This window comes from Methylocapsa polymorpha (assembly GCF_045689225.1).
Taxonomy (GTDB): Bacteria; Pseudomonadota; Alphaproteobacteria; order Rhizobiales; family Beijerinckiaceae; genus Methylocapsa; species Methylocapsa polymorpha.
In genome coordinates this window covers 274,017-288,816 of sequence record NZ_CP136862.1, presented here as the reverse complement: position 1 = coordinate 288,816, position 14,800 = coordinate 274,017, and the positions used below count along the sequence as shown (strand labels likewise).

Genomic DNA, 14,800 nt, shown 5'->3' with positions numbered 1-14,800 from the left:
TGCCGTGCGCTCCGAAACTTCGATTTGGCATTATCGACAGCATATAATCATTATTTACATCAATGGGTGCGATTTTCTACATACGGTCGCTTTACGCAAAAAAATTCGGTCCTATCCGGCCTGGATGGGCTTATCTCGATCGATGCGACTTTGGACCATTCCAGCGGAGATTCGGAGCCTCCAGGGGAAAACGCGACAACGGGAGAAATGGCGCATTTTCGATGCGCTCGAAAATGCGCCAAGCAAGCGGCGCGATTCGCCTCAGTCGGAGCGCAGCACGAAACGGCGATCGAGCTTTTGAGCTGGCCGGGCGTTCAAAGGATAAAGCTTGGCGAAGGCGGCGACATCCGCCTCGGCGACCTCAATCGGATCGCGCAGCAGGAACCAGTCGACGGTTTCGCTGCAGGGCGGCGTCGTGAGAGATCCTGAATAGCGATAATAGCCGCGCTTGGCCGGCAGCAATCCGGCCGGATCGATATCGGGCTCGGCCTTGACCGGCGGACCTTCGCTTGGGGGCATGGTCGCCGTAACTTTGGCGAAGACAGGATTAGGCTTCCCGGTCGCGATGAGCGCGCCGACCACGCCTAGGGAGCCGGAGGCGTTGCGGTGAACGAAATGCGCCTCCATCGCAAAGCGCTTGTCATCGATGAGATGCTCGCTCGGATGATGGAAGTGGAACTGAACCAAGGTATAGCGCTCCGGCCCGACGGTCAGCGCGCCGCCCTCGCTGAAATTAAGCTGAATCGTGTGGCCATTATTGACGATCGTATCGGCCTGCCGCGCCCAAGCGATTTGGAGCGGCGGGAGCTCAGCCTCGATCGAGCTGTCGATGGCGATCGGCGATTGCTGCGTTCCGATTGAGCAGACGCGGTCCGCCGGGTCGAGATCGCCCCAATGGTCCGGACCATGCGCGCCTTCGTAGCTCCAATGCGCTTCCTCCGCTGCGAATCCGATATTCGCGCAAACGGGGCACAATGCGAGCCCGGCAAGCGCCTTCAGCATTCGACGACGATTCATGTTTTATACTCCCGAGGAGAGGATTGTTTTCCGGCGCGCCGGCTCCCCTTTCTCTTTTGCAAACTCTAAGAAACTCTATGCGCGCTTCGCCGCAGCTCTGAGCTGGCCCCACATCCAGGCCGCAGCAAGAACAAAAAGCGCCCCGGCCGGCGCGCCCCAAACTTCGAGGCCGGGTGCGCGCGGCCGCAGCCAAGCGACGAGATTGGGATCGGCGCCGATGAGCTCGCCGGCGATCCAGCCGAGCAGGGCCGCGCCCGCCCAGATGAGAGCCGGATACCGGTTGAGGAGCGAGAGCAGCAAGGTCGACCCAAAGACAATAAGCGGGATCGACAAGGCGAGACCGAAAATAACGAGCAGGTCCGATCCTTTCGCGGCCGCCGCAATCGCCATCACATTGTCGAGCGACATCACGGCGTCGGCGACGACGATGATGCGAATCGACGCCCACAGCGTGTTGGCCGGCTGGATCTCCTCCTCTTCTTCCTCGTCGACAAGCCGGATCGCGATCCAAAGCAAGAGCATGCCGCCGGCGATCTTGACGAGGGGCAAGGCCAGCAGTTCAACGGCGAGAAAAGTAAAGACGACGCGCAAGAGCACGGCCGCGCCGGACCCGAGCAGAATGCCCCATCTGCGCTGGTGGGGTGGGAGCGAGCGGCACGCAAGAGCGATGACCACGGCGTTGTCGCCGGAGAGGAGAATGTCGATCCAGATGATTTCGAGAAGGGGGATCAGCAAAGCCGCGGCGCCGGAGTCCATTGATTGCAGCTAGGCCAGGATTGGCGCGCGGTCAAGCGCTCGCGCGGTCGACGAGCGGCGCATCTTTCGTTTCATCGCAAACATGAAAAGACTTCGCGTTTCTTATCACGTTTTCTTGACGCGAAAGGGCCTCCGCCTCTGTCAGAAGCGCTCCGCTCTGAAGCTTCGACGCTTGAGCCCGGCGCAGCTTCGTCGCCGTGACGAGAATGGCGATGAGGGCGGCGCGCATCGCTTCGTCGAACGTCGGCCGACGTTCGGCCGCTGCGTCCTTGCGGCGATCTTTGCATGGACGGCGACGCGCGAGTCGAGGCATATGAATGAAGCCAATGGACCGCGCATTCGTCGTGGCGAGGGAGAGATAAAGCGTCTGGTTGCAGACGTAATCGCCGGCGTCGATCGACAAATGCGCTTTGATCCCGGCGCGACGGATCGCCGCCGCGATAAGGCCGGACGGGAAGGTCGCTCTTGCGATGAAGGCCCCGCCCGGAATGATCGAGCGGCCTCCGCTCATGGCTCCCGCCGCGTCGGGATGGACAATGCTCATCCGGTTCAAGGCCCTCGTCTCGACGCAAAAAACTTTGCGGCGCGCCGCGAGGCCGAAATGCAAAATGGCGTCGGGCTTGAAACCGTCCGCCAAATCGCGGAGACGCGGCGCGATCGCGGCATAGACGACCGGGAGGACATGGAGCTCGATCTCGACGCCGAACCGCGCCAGCCTCGACTTGTGCTTGCCGAGCGCGGGGATCAGCCGGCTTGTCGGATTTCTCCTCGCGCCCGGAAAGCCGGCGAAGCCGGTGACGAGAACGCGAATGGGCTCGTGAGTCACCTGGGCGTCATCCCAACTGCGAAGCTACAGCCAAACGCATGGTTCGCCGATCGAGCCGCCTATTTGACCGCCGATGGATACATTCCAATATCCTTGAAGCTTATGCAAACAAGGCGAAGCGGCCGGTCTCCAGACGACATTCACCAGTCGAGGGTATATAAATCTCCCGCGCATTGGGTCTTTGATCCAGCGTGATCTTAGCGCGCGACTGGCCCGGTTCAGCGACTCGTACCAGAACGGGCCGCATTCCAGACATTTTTCGCGGTTAATCTGTTGCTGCGCGGGTAAGGCGTCCGTTAATCGTTTAGCAAGGCTTGATCGGCTCTTAGGAGACTTGATCGCCGAGCGACCCGCCTTTCGACCAGACTTTGCTCATAGCGAGAGACTTTGCTCAGCAAGAGACTTGACCCATTGCGACAAAGAAAAAAGGTCATCCCGCTGGCCTTTCTGAGCGCGTCGACGCGGCGCCGATCCATCGTCAACCGCCTGGCTCTCGTGATCTTTGGTTGCGCGGCCGCGCTTGTTTCCGGCTGCGCGTCGACGGGTCTCTCGGAGATCACGGAAACGGCGGCGGCGGCGCATTCGCTTCCCATTTTTGTCGTCTCGACCCGTAGGGGCGAGCGCGGGCCGGCGACCGAAGCCGCCGTCGAGGCCGGGCCGCGGCTGTCCTTGCAGATGATCAACGTGCCGCCCGAACATGAGGCGGGCAGGATCGAGCGGCCGAGCTTCGGTTCGGAAGACCCGCAAAAGCATTTCGTCGCGGCGAGCCGGCGCGGGCTCGACGAGACCGCGTTTCTCTCCGAGCTCGCCGCTCATATTTCCGGCCGCATCGGTTCGAACCGCGATATTCTGCTGCACGTTCATGGCTTTAACACCAGCTATGACGAGGCGCGCTTCCGGCTCGCCCAAGTCGCCTATGACGGGCGCTTTGGCGGCGTCCCGGTCTTGTTCACCTGGCCGGCCACCAGCAGCCTGCTCGACTATGGCGCCGCGAAGGAAAGCGCGACGGCGTCGCGCGACGCCTTGGCGAAGCTTATTCGCCAGCTTTCGGAAACGCCTGGAGTTGGCCGCGTGCATATTCTCGCCCATTCCATGGGCGCTTGGCTCACGATGGAAGCCTTGCGGGAAAACGCCATCGCCGGCAGTCCTGATCTCAACGGCAAGCTCGGCGACGTCATGCTCGCCGCACCGGACATCGATCGTAGCGTCTTCCGACAGCAGTTGGCGCGGATCGATTCTTCTCATGTCTTCGTTCTCGTGTCCTCGAACGATCGCGCGCTCTCGATTTCGCGCACTCTGGCTGGCGACCGTCCGCGTCTCGGCGCGCTTGATTCGAATGATCCGAACGATCGCGCCGCGCTCGAGGCGCTCGGCGTCAGAGTCTATGATGTGTCGAACGAATCGGCGGGCCTGATCGGCCATGGCGCCTTCGGGGACGCGCCTCAGGTTGTGCGCACGATCGGCGCCCAGATCACCGAGTCGAGGCCGCAGGACGCCAATGTCCAGGCTGTGCTTGGCGAAAAGCCCGTCGACGCGAAAATCGTAGCGACGCCGCTCGCGCCCTTGGCCGCGCCAGCCATCGGCGCTCCGGCTCAGCAATAGAATTGGCGTGCCTTCGGTACGCAGGGGTCAGTCGTTCGTCCCTGGCGCGGGCTTTGCTTGGCGGGCATCACAGAGGCGAGAGCGCGGCGATGCAGACGACGCCGCAATAGGCTGAGGCCGAAGGATTGATGAATGCCCGCTTCGAGCCGCTCTCGGGCGGGCGCGCTTTTATTGATTAGCTATGGAACTTTTTCAGGGCGTAATCGTTTCCAACACTTGAACCTATTGTTGGCGTGCGGCGAGAAGGCTTCTCGGCGTTTGGCGTTCGCTTCCAAGATGTGGCTCTGTTGTGCGCTGCAGAAGGGGCCTTCGCCAATGGTGAATCCCGCTCCGCATAAGGTTTAAATCTCGCAAATACACGTTTTGTTGAGCAGCTAGACTGCTTCGTCGGCAGTGAGAGCAATCCTTGACGTCGACACGAAAAGTTGAGGGGGTTTTTGTTGCAAAGCAACATGAATTAATTAGGTTGACGTCATAATACTATCAGCATTAACGTTTAGGATACGTGATTGTAGCGTCTTAGCTTTCCTTAATAATGGAAATGAGATGCTCGGTCGTGCGTCCATGTATCAATACGCGCGTGAGGTGAGGGTATCATGTGCTTGATCGCTGAAATCGTGCATTCCTGTTCGAACGAAAAAGTCGCTCAAGCCGCAGTCGCTTCGATCGGGTCGGATTTCGCGGACAAGGTTGGCGCCAGAGCAAGCGCTTATGGGATGTCGATCGGCGCTTTTACGGCGCGCGCCGTGCTTCAATTCGACCAGAGGGTTGGGGAAGACGAAAGAAAGCTTCTCAGACAGGCGATGAGAGGAGCGGATCAGCCGATCTTGTTTGGGCTGCACCGGATTCTCCAGCCGGTTATCGAAACGGTTGATTGAGCGTCGCTTCTTCGCCCGTATCCGCTCGGCCTTGAGGGGCTTTCCGGCCGAACCCCGCCGGAAAGCCCCTCGCGGGCGCGAGCCGTTATTCTTCCCAGCCGGGCGTCGACAGCTTCGAAAGGAGCGGGCTCAGGCGCTTTGGCGGAACGGCTCTCCTTCGAGATGTTCGTGCGTTTCGATCTCCTCGATGATTTTCGCCACGAAAGCGTCGAGGTCGGCGGGCGAGCGGCTTGTTATGATGCTGTCGTCGACCACCACCGGCTTGTCGACCCAAACGCCGCCGGCGTTTTCCACGTCGGTCTTGATTGATCTCCAAGACGTAAGCTGACGGCCCTCGACTGCTTTCGCCTCGACAAGCAGCCAAGGCGCGTGGCAAATCGCGGCCACGATCTTCCCCTCATTCAGAAAGTCGAGGATGAGCTTGATCGCCGCCTCATTGGTCCGCAATGTGTCCGGATTGATCTGTCCGCCGGGCAAGATCAGGCAATGGTAATTGACGGCGTCGACGGCGCTTATGTCGAGATCGACGTCGACCGTCTCGCCCCAGTTCTTTTCATTCCATCCCTTGATCCGGGGGCCATTTGGCGCCGCCACTTGCACTGACGCTCCGGCTTCTTTCAACTTGCTGAGCGGCGTCATGAGTTCGGACTGTTCGAACCCGTCTGTCGCCATGATGAGGATCTTCGCCTCGCGAATTGTAGGCATGGCCTCCCTCCATGGATTGCATGCGAGGAAAACCAGCCGACTGATGCAAGGTTCCGTTATGTTTCAACGTGCTTCAAGAGGTCGCGCGGCGCGCCCATGGCCGCGACGGCTCCAAGGCTTCGCCGCCGAGGCCCGGCTGATAAAAGACGCTGAGGCCGGGCCTGCGTCCCGATTCGAGCAGACGGATTGTCGCCGGGTCCTTGATCTCGAAGGCGTCGAAGCCGCAGCGATGAAGGTGCTGCAGCTGATCGAATAAAATATCGCCGACGGCGCGCAATTCTCCGGCGAAGCCATCCGTGCGGCGGATCTGGCGCGCCATGGAGAAGCCGCGGCCGTCGCTGAATTTGGGAAAATCGACGGCCACGAGCGCGAATCGGGGCAGATCCGGCGCAATTGTTTGCACCGCCGCGTCAGGCTCCAGCAATAGGCCGATCGGTATGTTGGCGGCTTGCAGGTGCTCGCGGCTTGCCTGCCATTGCGGCAAGGTCAGGATGACTTTGCCTTCGAGAGGCAAATCTTCGCCTTCCGCCAAGGATCGCCATTCATCCGGCGAAAAGGCGTCATTCTTGAATAAAGCCATTGCTCAGATGTCCGAAGCGGCGTCGAGCGCCTGCGTATGGAGGCCGCATTCAACCTTGCCGCGCTCGCGCCAGCGTCCCGCGCGCGCGTCTTCGCCGGGCTTCACGGGCGAGGTGCAAGGAATGCAGCCGATGGAGGGATAGCCTTTGGCGACGAGCGGATGGCGCGGCAAGGCGTGGGCGGCAAGATAGGCGTCTATGTCGCTCGCGGACCAGCCGGCGAGAGGATTGACCTTGATCCGGCCGCCTTCCGCTTCGAACAGCGCCAGGGCCGCGCGCGTGCGCGCCTGAAACCGCTTGCGGCCTGTGATCCAGGCCTCATAGCCTTCGAGCGCTTTCGCCAAGGGAATCACCTTGCGAATTTCGCAGCAGCGGTCCGGATTGCCCGCCCAAAGGAAATTTTCGGGGTCTTCCTCCGCGAGCTGGCTCTTGTCGGGCGTGAGGTTGACGACATTGCGCAGGTCGAGATGCGCAATGAGTCGGTCGCGATAGGCGAGGGTCTCAGGAAACAGAACCCCCGTATCGATGAAGAGGACCGGCGCGGCCTTGTCGATTTGCGCGACCATGTGAAGCAGCGCCGCGGAATCCGCCCCGAAACTTGAGACGAGGGCGATCCGGCCAGGAAACAGGTCCTCTATTACAAGGCGCAAAAACGCGCGCGCCTCCAATTTGGCGAATTTGGCCTCAAGCCGCATTGCGGTCTCGGCGTCATTGAACAGAGCGACGTCAGCCGCGCTCATAAAGCGCCTCCTTGAACGGGCCCATTCCAACCCGCCGGTAGGCCGTGAGAAAGTCTTCGCTCTTATCCGTGCGGATCTTCAAATAGGTGTCGACGACCGTCTCGATCGCGTCGACGATCTCCTCGGACGAGAAACTGCGGCCGGCGATCTCGCCTATGCTGCATGTCTCGTCGGCCGAGCCTCCGAGCGTGATCTGATAGGCCTCGGTTCCACTTTTCTCGAGGCCGAGGATGCCGATATGCCCGACATGATGGTGGCCGCAGGCATTGATGCAGCCGGAAATATTGACTTTCAGTTCGCCGATCTCGTCGGCGCGGGCGCCGTCGCCGAACCGTTCCGATAGGCGCTGCGCGATCGGAATCGAACGCGCGGTCGCGAGCGCGCAATAGTCGAGGCCGGGACAGGCGATGATGTCGGTGACGAGCCCGGTATTGGCGGTGGCGAGGCCAAGCGGCGCGAGCCGGTCGAACAGCTGCGGCAGATCATCGAGCGCGACATGCGGCAGGACGAGATTTTGCTCATGCGCAACGCGAATCTCGTCTTGCGAGAAGGCTTCGGCGAGATCGGCTATGGCCTCCATCCATTCGGCGCTGGCGTCGCCGGGAATGCCGCCGATCGGCTTCAAGGAGATCGTGACGATCCCATAGCCCGGGGCTTTGTGCGGCGCGACGTTTTGCGCGACAAAGCGGGCGAAGGCGGAGTCTTTCGCCTCGCGCGCTTCAACCGCGGCCGAAACAGGCGCGCGCTTGGGGAGAACCGGTGGAGCGAAATAGGCGCGGATGCGGTCGATTTCGACCTGCGGCAAGGTCAGCGCGTCCTCGCGATGCTCGACAAATTCGCGCTCAACCTCGGCGCGAATGTCCTCGGCGCCTTTCTCGTGGACCAGGATCTTGATGCGCGCCCGATATTTATTGTCTCGGCGGCCTTCGAGATTATAGATCCGCAGTATAGCGTTGGTATAGGCGAGCAGATCGGCTTTGGGCAGGAAGTCGCGGATCTTATGCGCGACCATGGGCGTGCGCCCCTGGCCGCCGCCGAGATAGACGGAAAAGCCCGTCTCGCCGCGATCATTCCTGACGATCTGATAGCCGATATCATGCACCTGAATCGCGGCGCGATCCTTCGCCGCGCCATTCACCGCAATCTTGAATTTGCGCGGCAGGAAGGAATATTCCGAATGCAGCGAAGACCATTGCCGCAGGATCTCGGCGTAGGGGCGGGGATCCTCGATCTCGTCGGCGGCGGCGCCTGCGAATTGATCCGCGGTGACATTGCGGATGCAGTTGCCCGAAGTTTGAATGGCGTGCATCTCGACTTCGGCGAGCTCATTCAAAATATCAGGACAATCCGCGAGCGCGGGCCAGTTGAACTGGATGTTTTGCCGCGTCGTGAAATGGCCATATCCCCTGTCGTAGCGCCTTGCGATGAAGGCGAGCTTGCGCAATTGCCGCGACGACAAGGTCCCATAGGGGATGGCGACGCGCAGCATATAGGCGTGCAACTGCAGATAGACGCCGTTCATCAAGCGCAAGGGCTTGAATTGCTCCTCGTCCAATTCGCCGGAAAGGCGGCGGGCGACCTGGTCGCGAAATTGCTCGACGCGGCCGGCGACAAAGCCTTGGTCGAATTCGTCATAACGGTACATGTCAGCTCCGCTCGGTCCGAGCCGTCTGGATTCCGGTCCGAGGCGTGAAATCGATCGTCGGACCGCGCGCCCGGATCGCATTTCGCAAGCTCACCGCGCGGAGGCCCGCTTCATCGTGAGCGACCTCGACGACAAAAGGATCGAGGATGAGATTGCGCTTTGCATCATCGCGGGCGGCGAGGAGTCCGGTCTCGGCTTCCGCCTCGGTTTCAAAGATTTTCGCCTTGCCCAGGGCCTCGAGCCAAGTTCCGTCGGGGCCGATATAGACCACGATCCCATCGGCGAGACGATTTGCGGAAACGACTTTGGGCATGTTCGAAAGATGGCTCGGTGAAAGGCGCTGGCGAATGGTTTCCAATTGGCATATAGAGCAAACAACAGCATTTGGCGAGAAATAAGGATAAACTACATTTGCTGTATGTGAATAATCGGCCCCGGTTGCGTTTCGGCCTTATGAGTTATCCCATAAGCTAGATAAAATCTATTTGCTTTGTCGCACGTTGTCGGGCCTAATCGGCTAATGCAAGTCTTGCGCGCAGTGAGAGCTGGCGGCGCATTAGGGGAAAGGTCATTTCAGCGTGTCCCTGGCAATACGGCGTAATTCGGTTTTGCCCGGTTTCGGCCTCACCCTCGGCTATACGCTCGTCTATCTCGGCGTGATCGTGCTTCTTCCGCTCGCGGTGCTGATCCTCCGCGCGAGCAGCCTCGGGGTTTCCGGCCTGTGGCATATCGCGACAGAGCCGCGCATTTTCGCCGCGCTGAAAACGAGTTTCAGCCTTGCCCTGGCGGCGGCGGCCATCAATGTCGTTTTTGGCGGCGTCGTCGCCTGGGTTCTGTCGCGCTACGAGTTTCCGGGCCGGTGCCTGCTCGACGCCACGGTCGATCTGCCCTTCGCCCTGCCGACAGCGGTGGCGGGCATTTCTCTCGCCGCGATCTATGCGCCGAATGGCTTGATCGGCTCTCTGATCGCCCCACTTGGCTGGAAAATCGCCTATACGCCGCTTGGCATTGTCGTCGCCCTTGTTTTCATCGGCCTGCCTTTCATCGTGCGGACGGTGCAGCCGGTTATTGTCGAGCTTGAGTCAGATGTGGAGGAGGCCTCGGCCACGCTGGGCGCCACGCGGCTTCAGACCATCGTCCGGGTCATTCTTCCGACCTTGACTCCGGCGCTTTTGACGGGCTTCGCCTTGGCCTTCGCGCGAGGCGTTGGCGAATATGGCTCGGTGATCTTCATCGCCGGCAATTTGCCGTTCGTTTCGGAAATCGCGCCGCTGCTCATCATCGTGAAGCTTGAGCAGTTCGATTACGCGGGCGCGACCGCGATTGCGACGCTCATGCTCGCCGCCTCATTTTTCATTCTGCTGACAATCAACCTGATCCAGGCGTGGAGCCGAAGGAGATTCGGGCATGTCTGAGACTATCGCCCAATGGGCGCCCGAGACCGCCGAAAGCGTGTGGACCCGGAAGAAATTTGCGCTCGCGCGCGGCCGAAGCGCGGTGACCGGGGAGAGCCGCGTTTTCGCTGGTTTCCTGGTGGCGGTCGCGCTTGTCTTCCTGCTTCTTTTCTTGGTTCTCCCGCTTGCGGTCGTGTTTTACGAGGCTTTCGCGAGCGGCTTCGCCGCCTATCTCGCCGCGCTTGCGCAGCCCGACGCCCGCAGCGCCATAGCCCTCACCCTCACGGTCGCGGCCATCGCCGTGCCCTTGAACATTATTTTCGGCCTCGCGGCGGCCTGGGCGATCGCTAAATTTCGCTTTCCCGGAAAGAGCTTTCTCGTTTCGCTCATCGATCTGCCGTTTTCCGTCTCGCCAGTGGTCGCCGGCCTCATCTATGTGCTGCTGTTTGGCGCGCAGGGCATTTTTGGACCCTGGCTCCGGGCGCATGACCTTGAAATTATTTTTGCCGTTCCTGGCATCGTGCTCGCGACGATTTTCGTCACTTTTCCTTTCGTCGCGCGCGAGCTCATCGCCCTCATGGAAGATCAAGGGACGGGCGATGAAGAGGTCGCGCTTTCGCTCGGCGCGAGCGGCCTCACCACATTCCTCCGCGTGACCCTGCCCAATATCAAATGGGCCCTGCTTTATGGCGTGCTTTTGTGCAACGCCCGCGCGATGGGTGAATTTGGCGCCGTGTCGGTCGTGTCGGGCCATATTCGCGGCCTGACCAACACGATGCCGCTCCATGTCGAAATCCTCTACAACGAATACAATATCACCGCAGCTTTCGCCGTCGCCTCGCTGCTGGCGCTCCTCGCGCTGGTGACGCTTGCCGCCAAGACCCTGCTTGAAACCCGCTTCAATGACGCGCTCCCCGGAAAATCGCGCAAACATTGACGCAAGAGGCTCCATTTGATGCAGATACGCGCAGTCGACATCGTCAAGAATTTCACTGGGCCGACCTCCCGCCCGGTCTTGGACGGCGTGAGCCTCGAGGTTGGGAGCGGCGAACTGGTGGCCCTGCTCGGACCTTCCGGGTCCGGCAAGACGACGCTTTTGCGGATCATCGCGGGGCTGGAGTTTCCCGATTCTGGGTCAGTCTATTTCGGCGACGAAGACGCCTCGCAGAAGTCCGTGCAGGAGAGGCGCGTTGGTTTCGTCTTCCAGAATTACGCCTTGTTCAAGCATTTGACGGTCGCCGAAAACATCGCATTCGGGCTCGAGGTCCGCGATCGCGACTCGCGGCCGTCAAAGGCCGAGATCAGGCGCCGCACGCTTGAATTGCTCGACCTCGTCCAATTGACCGGACTTGAGAAGCGCCGGCCGGCGCAATTGTCCGGCGGGCAACGCCAGCGCGTGGCGCTCGCCCGCGCTCTTGCGGTCGAGCCAAGGGTGCTCCTGCTGGACGAGCCATTCGGCGCCCTCGACGCGAAGGTCCGGCGCGACTTGCGTAGCTGGCTCCGCGAAATCCATCAGCACACCGGGCACACGACGACATTCGTGACGCATGATCAGGACGAGGCGCTTGAGCTCGCGGATCGGGTCGCCGTCCTGAACGGCGGCCGCATCGAACAAGTCGGATCGCCGGACGAAATCTACGATCATCCGGCGACGCCCTTTGTGCATGGGTTCATCGGCGAGGCGAGCGCGCTCAGGGTCGATCTGCGCGCCGGCCGCCTTTTCATCGGCGCACATCTGCTGCCGCTTCCGGCTAGAAACGGTCAGAACGGACGCGGCAGGCTTTTCGTGCGGCCTCAGGACATAGAAATCGATGCTGACGGCGTGAATGGCCTTCAAGCCGAGATCGTGGCTGTGCGCCGCACCGGCGCGACGAGACGCGCCGAGATCATGATTCCAAACGAGGCGGGGCGCGTCGAGATCGATGCGCCGGCTGCGATCAACTTCCGTCCCGGCGAGAAGATTCCGATACGCTTTGTGCGCGGAACTTTTTTTCTCGACGGGGAAGGCGCATCTGCGACGCCGGCCAGAGCCTGAGCAGGCTTTTCTGGCGAGGGCTTCAGCGCGAAGTTGGACGCCCGCTGCGCTAGCCAACTCAATGCTCTGATTTCTCTACAAATTTTTATCCGATGTGGGACGAGTTCGAGCCGCCGCGTTTTGGCGCCGCGCCGGTCGCTTGCCAATCGTATCCCAAGCGGATTCCTGCCGCCCTGGCCATATCGGGGGCATTTATGCTAACTTTGCCAAAAGAGCGGGCTTCCGGCCCTGGGAGGAAATTTGATGCGCACCGCAGTCGTCGCGCGGACGTCGCGCTATTGCGATCCTATAAATTTCCATCATTTTGGCAGTCATATTCGCCAATGTCGCCGTGAAGACGCATATTCCTTCAGGCGCAGCGGGGTTCCGACGAGAAGCTTAGGGCGCGGCTGACGCGAGCGATTGAAGCTGCCTCGCCTATCCTTTGAGCGCACATCTTTCAGCTTGGAGCCCTTAGTGTTCTTCACCGACATCCAGCCGCTCATTGCTCAGCATGGCTACTGGGCCGTCTTTCTCATTGTCATGCTTGAGAGCGCGGGCGCGCCGCTTCCAGGAGAAACGGCTCTGCTGCTTGCCGGGGGCTATGCTGGCGCCACGGGGCAGCTCGATATTTCCCTCGTCATCGCAATGGCGGCGACCGGCGCGATCATCGGCGACAATATCGGCTTTTGGGTTGGGCGAACCTGGGGCGCGAAACTTCTGCTGCGCTACGGAAAGTTGATCCATTTGCCAGAGGCCCGGCTCAGGCTCGGGCAATATTTGTTTGAAAGACATGGCGCGAAGATTGTCTTTTTTGGCCGCTTCGTCGCGTTCCTGCGCGTTCTTGCAGCGCTGCTTGCGGGCGTGAACAAATATCACTGGGGGCAATTCTTGTTCTACAACGCGACCGGGGGCATTTGCTGGGCGGTCGTGATGGGACTTTCCGCATATATCTTTGGCGATGCGGTGCATCGCGTCAGCGGCCCGCTCGGGATCGCCGCGCTCGTGGGGGTCGTCGGCGGCGCCATCGCCTTCATGATTATCGTTCGGCGAGAAGAAAAGAAGATGGAGAAAAGGCTCGCCGCCGTTCGGGACGGCGATCTTCGAACGTTGCGCTAACGGAAAACATGAGGGGATTGGATTAAGGCGGAAGCCGAAGCGATCCGCCTTAATGAAAGTTGATCTAGAGCCAACGTCGATCGCCGGGGCCTGGGCCTGGGCCACGGTCGTAATAATTGCGTCCGACCAGGAGATGCCAGAAGAAAAGGACGATGACGGCGCCCACCGTCGCGCCGATCAATCCGGCCCCTTGATATGGCGTGTACCAGCCGATGGTTTGGCCAAGCCAGGTCGCGACAAAGGCGCCGGCGATTCCGAGAACGATCGTCATAATGAAGCCGCTCGGATTATACGGGGCGGGATAGAGGAAGCGCGCGAGAATTCCGGCGATAAGGCCGATGATCAGAATCCAGAGAATATGCATGGGCTTCTTGCCTCGCAGTTAGCGATGTCTTGCGAGGTGAACGCCAATCCTGCGCGGTGGTTGCTCGTTGGAGGAAGCCTTTTCGGCTCCAACGAATCATGCTTTTCGCCTTCGCGGCGCTTGGGCGAGGCGGACCAATTCGATATAAGAGTTGGCGGCTAAGGCTTAGGAGCGGCGCTGTCGCGCTCGAGCCGCGCGATTAGGCTCGAAGTGTCCCAGCGCCCGCCGCCAAGAGCTTGGACGTCCGCATAGAACTGATCGACGAGAGCCGCGACGGGCAACGTCGCGCCGTTGCGGCGGGCTTCGTCAAGGCAGATCGCGAGATCCTTGCGCATCCAGTTCACTGCGAAGCCGAACTCGAACTCGCCTGCGATCATCGTCTTATGTCGATTTTCCATCTGCCAGGATTGCGCCGCGCCCTTGGAGATCGCCTCGACGACCGCATGCGGATCGAGCCCAGCGCGCTTGGCGAAATGAAGCCCTTCGGCGAGCGCCTGAACAAGCCCTGAAATGCAGATCTGATTGACCATTTTCGTGAGCTGGCCGGAGCCCGCGGGCCCCATCAGCCGGCTCGCCTTCGCATAGGCCGAAAGAATCGGTTCGGCGCGCGCGTAACCGGCCGGATCGCCGCCGCACATGATGGCGAGGACGCCAGCCTCGGCGCCGGCTTGCCCGCCTGACACCGGCGCATCAATGAAGCCTTTTCCGCCGGCTTTCGCAAGCGCGTGAAGCTCGCGGGCGATTGTGGCCGAGGCGGTGGTGTGATCGACGAAAACGGCCCCAGTTTCGAGACCCTCGAAAGCCCCGTCCGCGCCGAGCGTCACGGCGCGCAGATCATCGTCATTGCCGAGGCAGGCGAAGACGAACTCTCGCCCGGCCGCGGCCTCGCGCGGCGTCGGTCTGGAGATCCCGCCGAACTCGGCCACCCATCTGGCCGCTTTCGCCGCCGTGCGATTATAGACGGCGACCTCATGGCCTTTCTTTTGGAGGTGCCCCGCCATGGGATAGCCCATGACGCCGAGGCCGAGGAATGCGACTTTCGCCATTGCTGCCTTTCCGCGCCATGCGGCGGATGTAGGGATCTATGCGGGTCTTAAGGAAACGCGAAATTCGGACCAGCCCTTGCGCCGCGTCGTCCGATTTTGAGATGCAATTCCGAGCG

At 60.9% G+C, this 14,800-nt stretch carries 16 protein-coding genes; 6 read left to right on the top strand and 10 right to left on the bottom strand.

The features are described 5' to 3' along the window. Window positions 1–261: 261 nt before the first annotated feature. From RZS28_RS01485 to RZS28_RS01475, 3 genes are all read right to left on the bottom strand, one after another. Window positions 262–1,017: a carbonic anhydrase gene (locus tag RZS28_RS01485; RefSeq protein WP_407339456.1), complete on the bottom strand. Its 756-nt coding sequence runs from the start codon at window positions 1,015–1,017 to the stop codon at window positions 262–264. 75 nt (window positions 1,018–1,092) lie between these two features. Beyond that, window positions 1,093–1,773: a TerC family protein gene (locus RZS28_RS01480; RefSeq protein WP_407339455.1), complete on the bottom strand. Its 681-nt coding sequence runs from the start codon at window positions 1,771–1,773 to the stop codon at window positions 1,093–1,095. A 31-nt stretch (window positions 1,774–1,804) separates the two neighbouring features. After that, on the bottom strand, window positions 1,805–2,599 hold the full coding sequence (locus RZS28_RS01475) for a hypothetical protein (RefSeq protein WP_407339454.1): 795 nt from the start codon (window positions 2,597–2,599) through the stop codon (window positions 1,805–1,807). Window positions 2,600–3,010: 411 nt separating this feature from the next. On the opposite strand from RZS28_RS01475, the gene RZS28_RS01470 reads away from it, so the two are divergent. Both RZS28_RS01470 and RZS28_RS01465 read left to right on the top strand, forming a co-directional pair. Then, a complete protein-coding gene (locus tag RZS28_RS01470) occupies window positions 3,011–4,201 on the top strand; it encodes an alpha/beta hydrolase (protein ID WP_407339453.1) in 1,191 nt (396 codons plus the stop codon). Between the two features lie 596 nt (window positions 4,202–4,797). After that, on the top strand, window positions 4,798–5,079 hold the full coding sequence (locus RZS28_RS01465) for a hypothetical protein (RefSeq protein WP_407339452.1): 282 nt from the start codon (window positions 4,798–4,800) through the stop codon (window positions 5,077–5,079). Window positions 5,080–5,208: 129 nt separating this feature from the next. Here RZS28_RS01465 and RZS28_RS01460 read toward each other — a convergent pair whose 3' ends face one another. The 5 genes from RZS28_RS01460 to RZS28_RS01440 form a co-directional block, all read right to left on the bottom strand. Beyond that, a complete protein-coding gene (locus RZS28_RS01460; RefSeq protein WP_407339451.1) occupies window positions 5,209–5,784 on the bottom strand; it encodes a type 1 glutamine amidotransferase domain-containing protein in 576 nt (191 codons plus the stop codon). A 73-nt stretch (window positions 5,785–5,857) separates the two neighbouring features. Beyond that, window positions 5,858–6,364 carry a DUF934 domain-containing protein gene (locus tag RZS28_RS01455; RefSeq protein ID WP_407339450.1) on the bottom strand — a complete coding sequence of 169 codons (507 nt, stop codon included), beginning with the start codon at window positions 6,362–6,364 and terminating at the stop codon, window positions 5,858–5,860. 3 nt (window positions 6,365–6,367) lie between these two features. After that, on the bottom strand, window positions 6,368–7,102 hold the full coding sequence (locus RZS28_RS01450) for a phosphoadenylyl-sulfate reductase (protein ID WP_407339449.1): 735 nt from the start codon (window positions 7,100–7,102) through the stop codon (window positions 6,368–6,370). After that, window positions 7,089–8,747, bottom strand: a complete 1,659-nt coding sequence (locus tag RZS28_RS01445) for a nitrite/sulfite reductase (RefSeq protein ID WP_407339448.1) — start codon at window positions 8,745–8,747, stop codon at window positions 7,089–7,091. The genes RZS28_RS01450 and RZS28_RS01445 overlap by 14 nt, the downstream gene beginning before the upstream one ends. 1 nt (window position 8,748) lies before the next feature. Then, window positions 8,749–9,060, bottom strand: a complete 312-nt coding sequence (locus RZS28_RS01440; RefSeq protein ID WP_407339447.1) for a DUF2849 domain-containing protein — start codon at window positions 9,058–9,060, stop codon at window positions 8,749–8,751. Between the two features lie 271 nt (window positions 9,061–9,331). Here RZS28_RS01440 and cysT point away from each other — a divergent pair, with 271 nt between their 5' ends. The 4 genes from cysT (at window position 9,332) to RZS28_RS01420 (ending at window position 13,274) form a co-directional block, all read left to right on the top strand. Then, a complete protein-coding gene (gene cysT / locus RZS28_RS01435) occupies window positions 9,332–10,162 on the top strand; it encodes a sulfate ABC transporter permease subunit CysT (protein ID WP_407341011.1) in 831 nt (276 codons plus the stop codon). Then, on the top strand, window positions 10,155–11,078 hold the full coding sequence (gene cysW / locus RZS28_RS01430; RefSeq protein WP_407339446.1) for a sulfate ABC transporter permease subunit CysW: 924 nt from the start codon (window positions 10,155–10,157) through the stop codon (window positions 11,076–11,078). Before cysT ends, cysW begins: the two co-directional genes overlap by 8 nt. 18 nt (window positions 11,079–11,096) lie before the next feature. Continuing rightward, window positions 11,097–12,176, top strand: a complete 1,080-nt coding sequence (locus RZS28_RS01425; protein WP_407339445.1) for a sulfate/molybdate ABC transporter ATP-binding protein — start codon at window positions 11,097–11,099, stop codon at window positions 12,174–12,176. A 456-nt stretch (window positions 12,177–12,632) separates the two neighbouring features. Then, window positions 12,633–13,274 carry a DedA family protein gene (locus RZS28_RS01420; protein ID WP_407339444.1) on the top strand — a complete coding sequence of 214 codons (642 nt, stop codon included), beginning with the start codon at window positions 12,633–12,635 and terminating at the stop codon, window positions 13,272–13,274. Between the two features lie 64 nt (window positions 13,275–13,338). Here RZS28_RS01420 and RZS28_RS01415 read toward each other — a convergent pair whose 3' ends face one another. Both RZS28_RS01415 and RZS28_RS01410 read right to left on the bottom strand, forming a co-directional pair. Continuing rightward, on the bottom strand, window positions 13,339–13,638 hold the full coding sequence (locus tag RZS28_RS01415) for a GlsB/YeaQ/YmgE family stress response membrane protein (protein ID WP_407339443.1): 300 nt from the start codon (window positions 13,636–13,638) through the stop codon (window positions 13,339–13,341). Between the two features lie 158 nt (window positions 13,639–13,796). Further along, window positions 13,797–14,684, bottom strand: a complete 888-nt coding sequence (locus RZS28_RS01410) for an NAD(P)-dependent oxidoreductase (protein WP_407339442.1) — start codon at window positions 14,682–14,684, stop codon at window positions 13,797–13,799. Window positions 14,685–14,800: the final 116 nt, after the last annotated feature.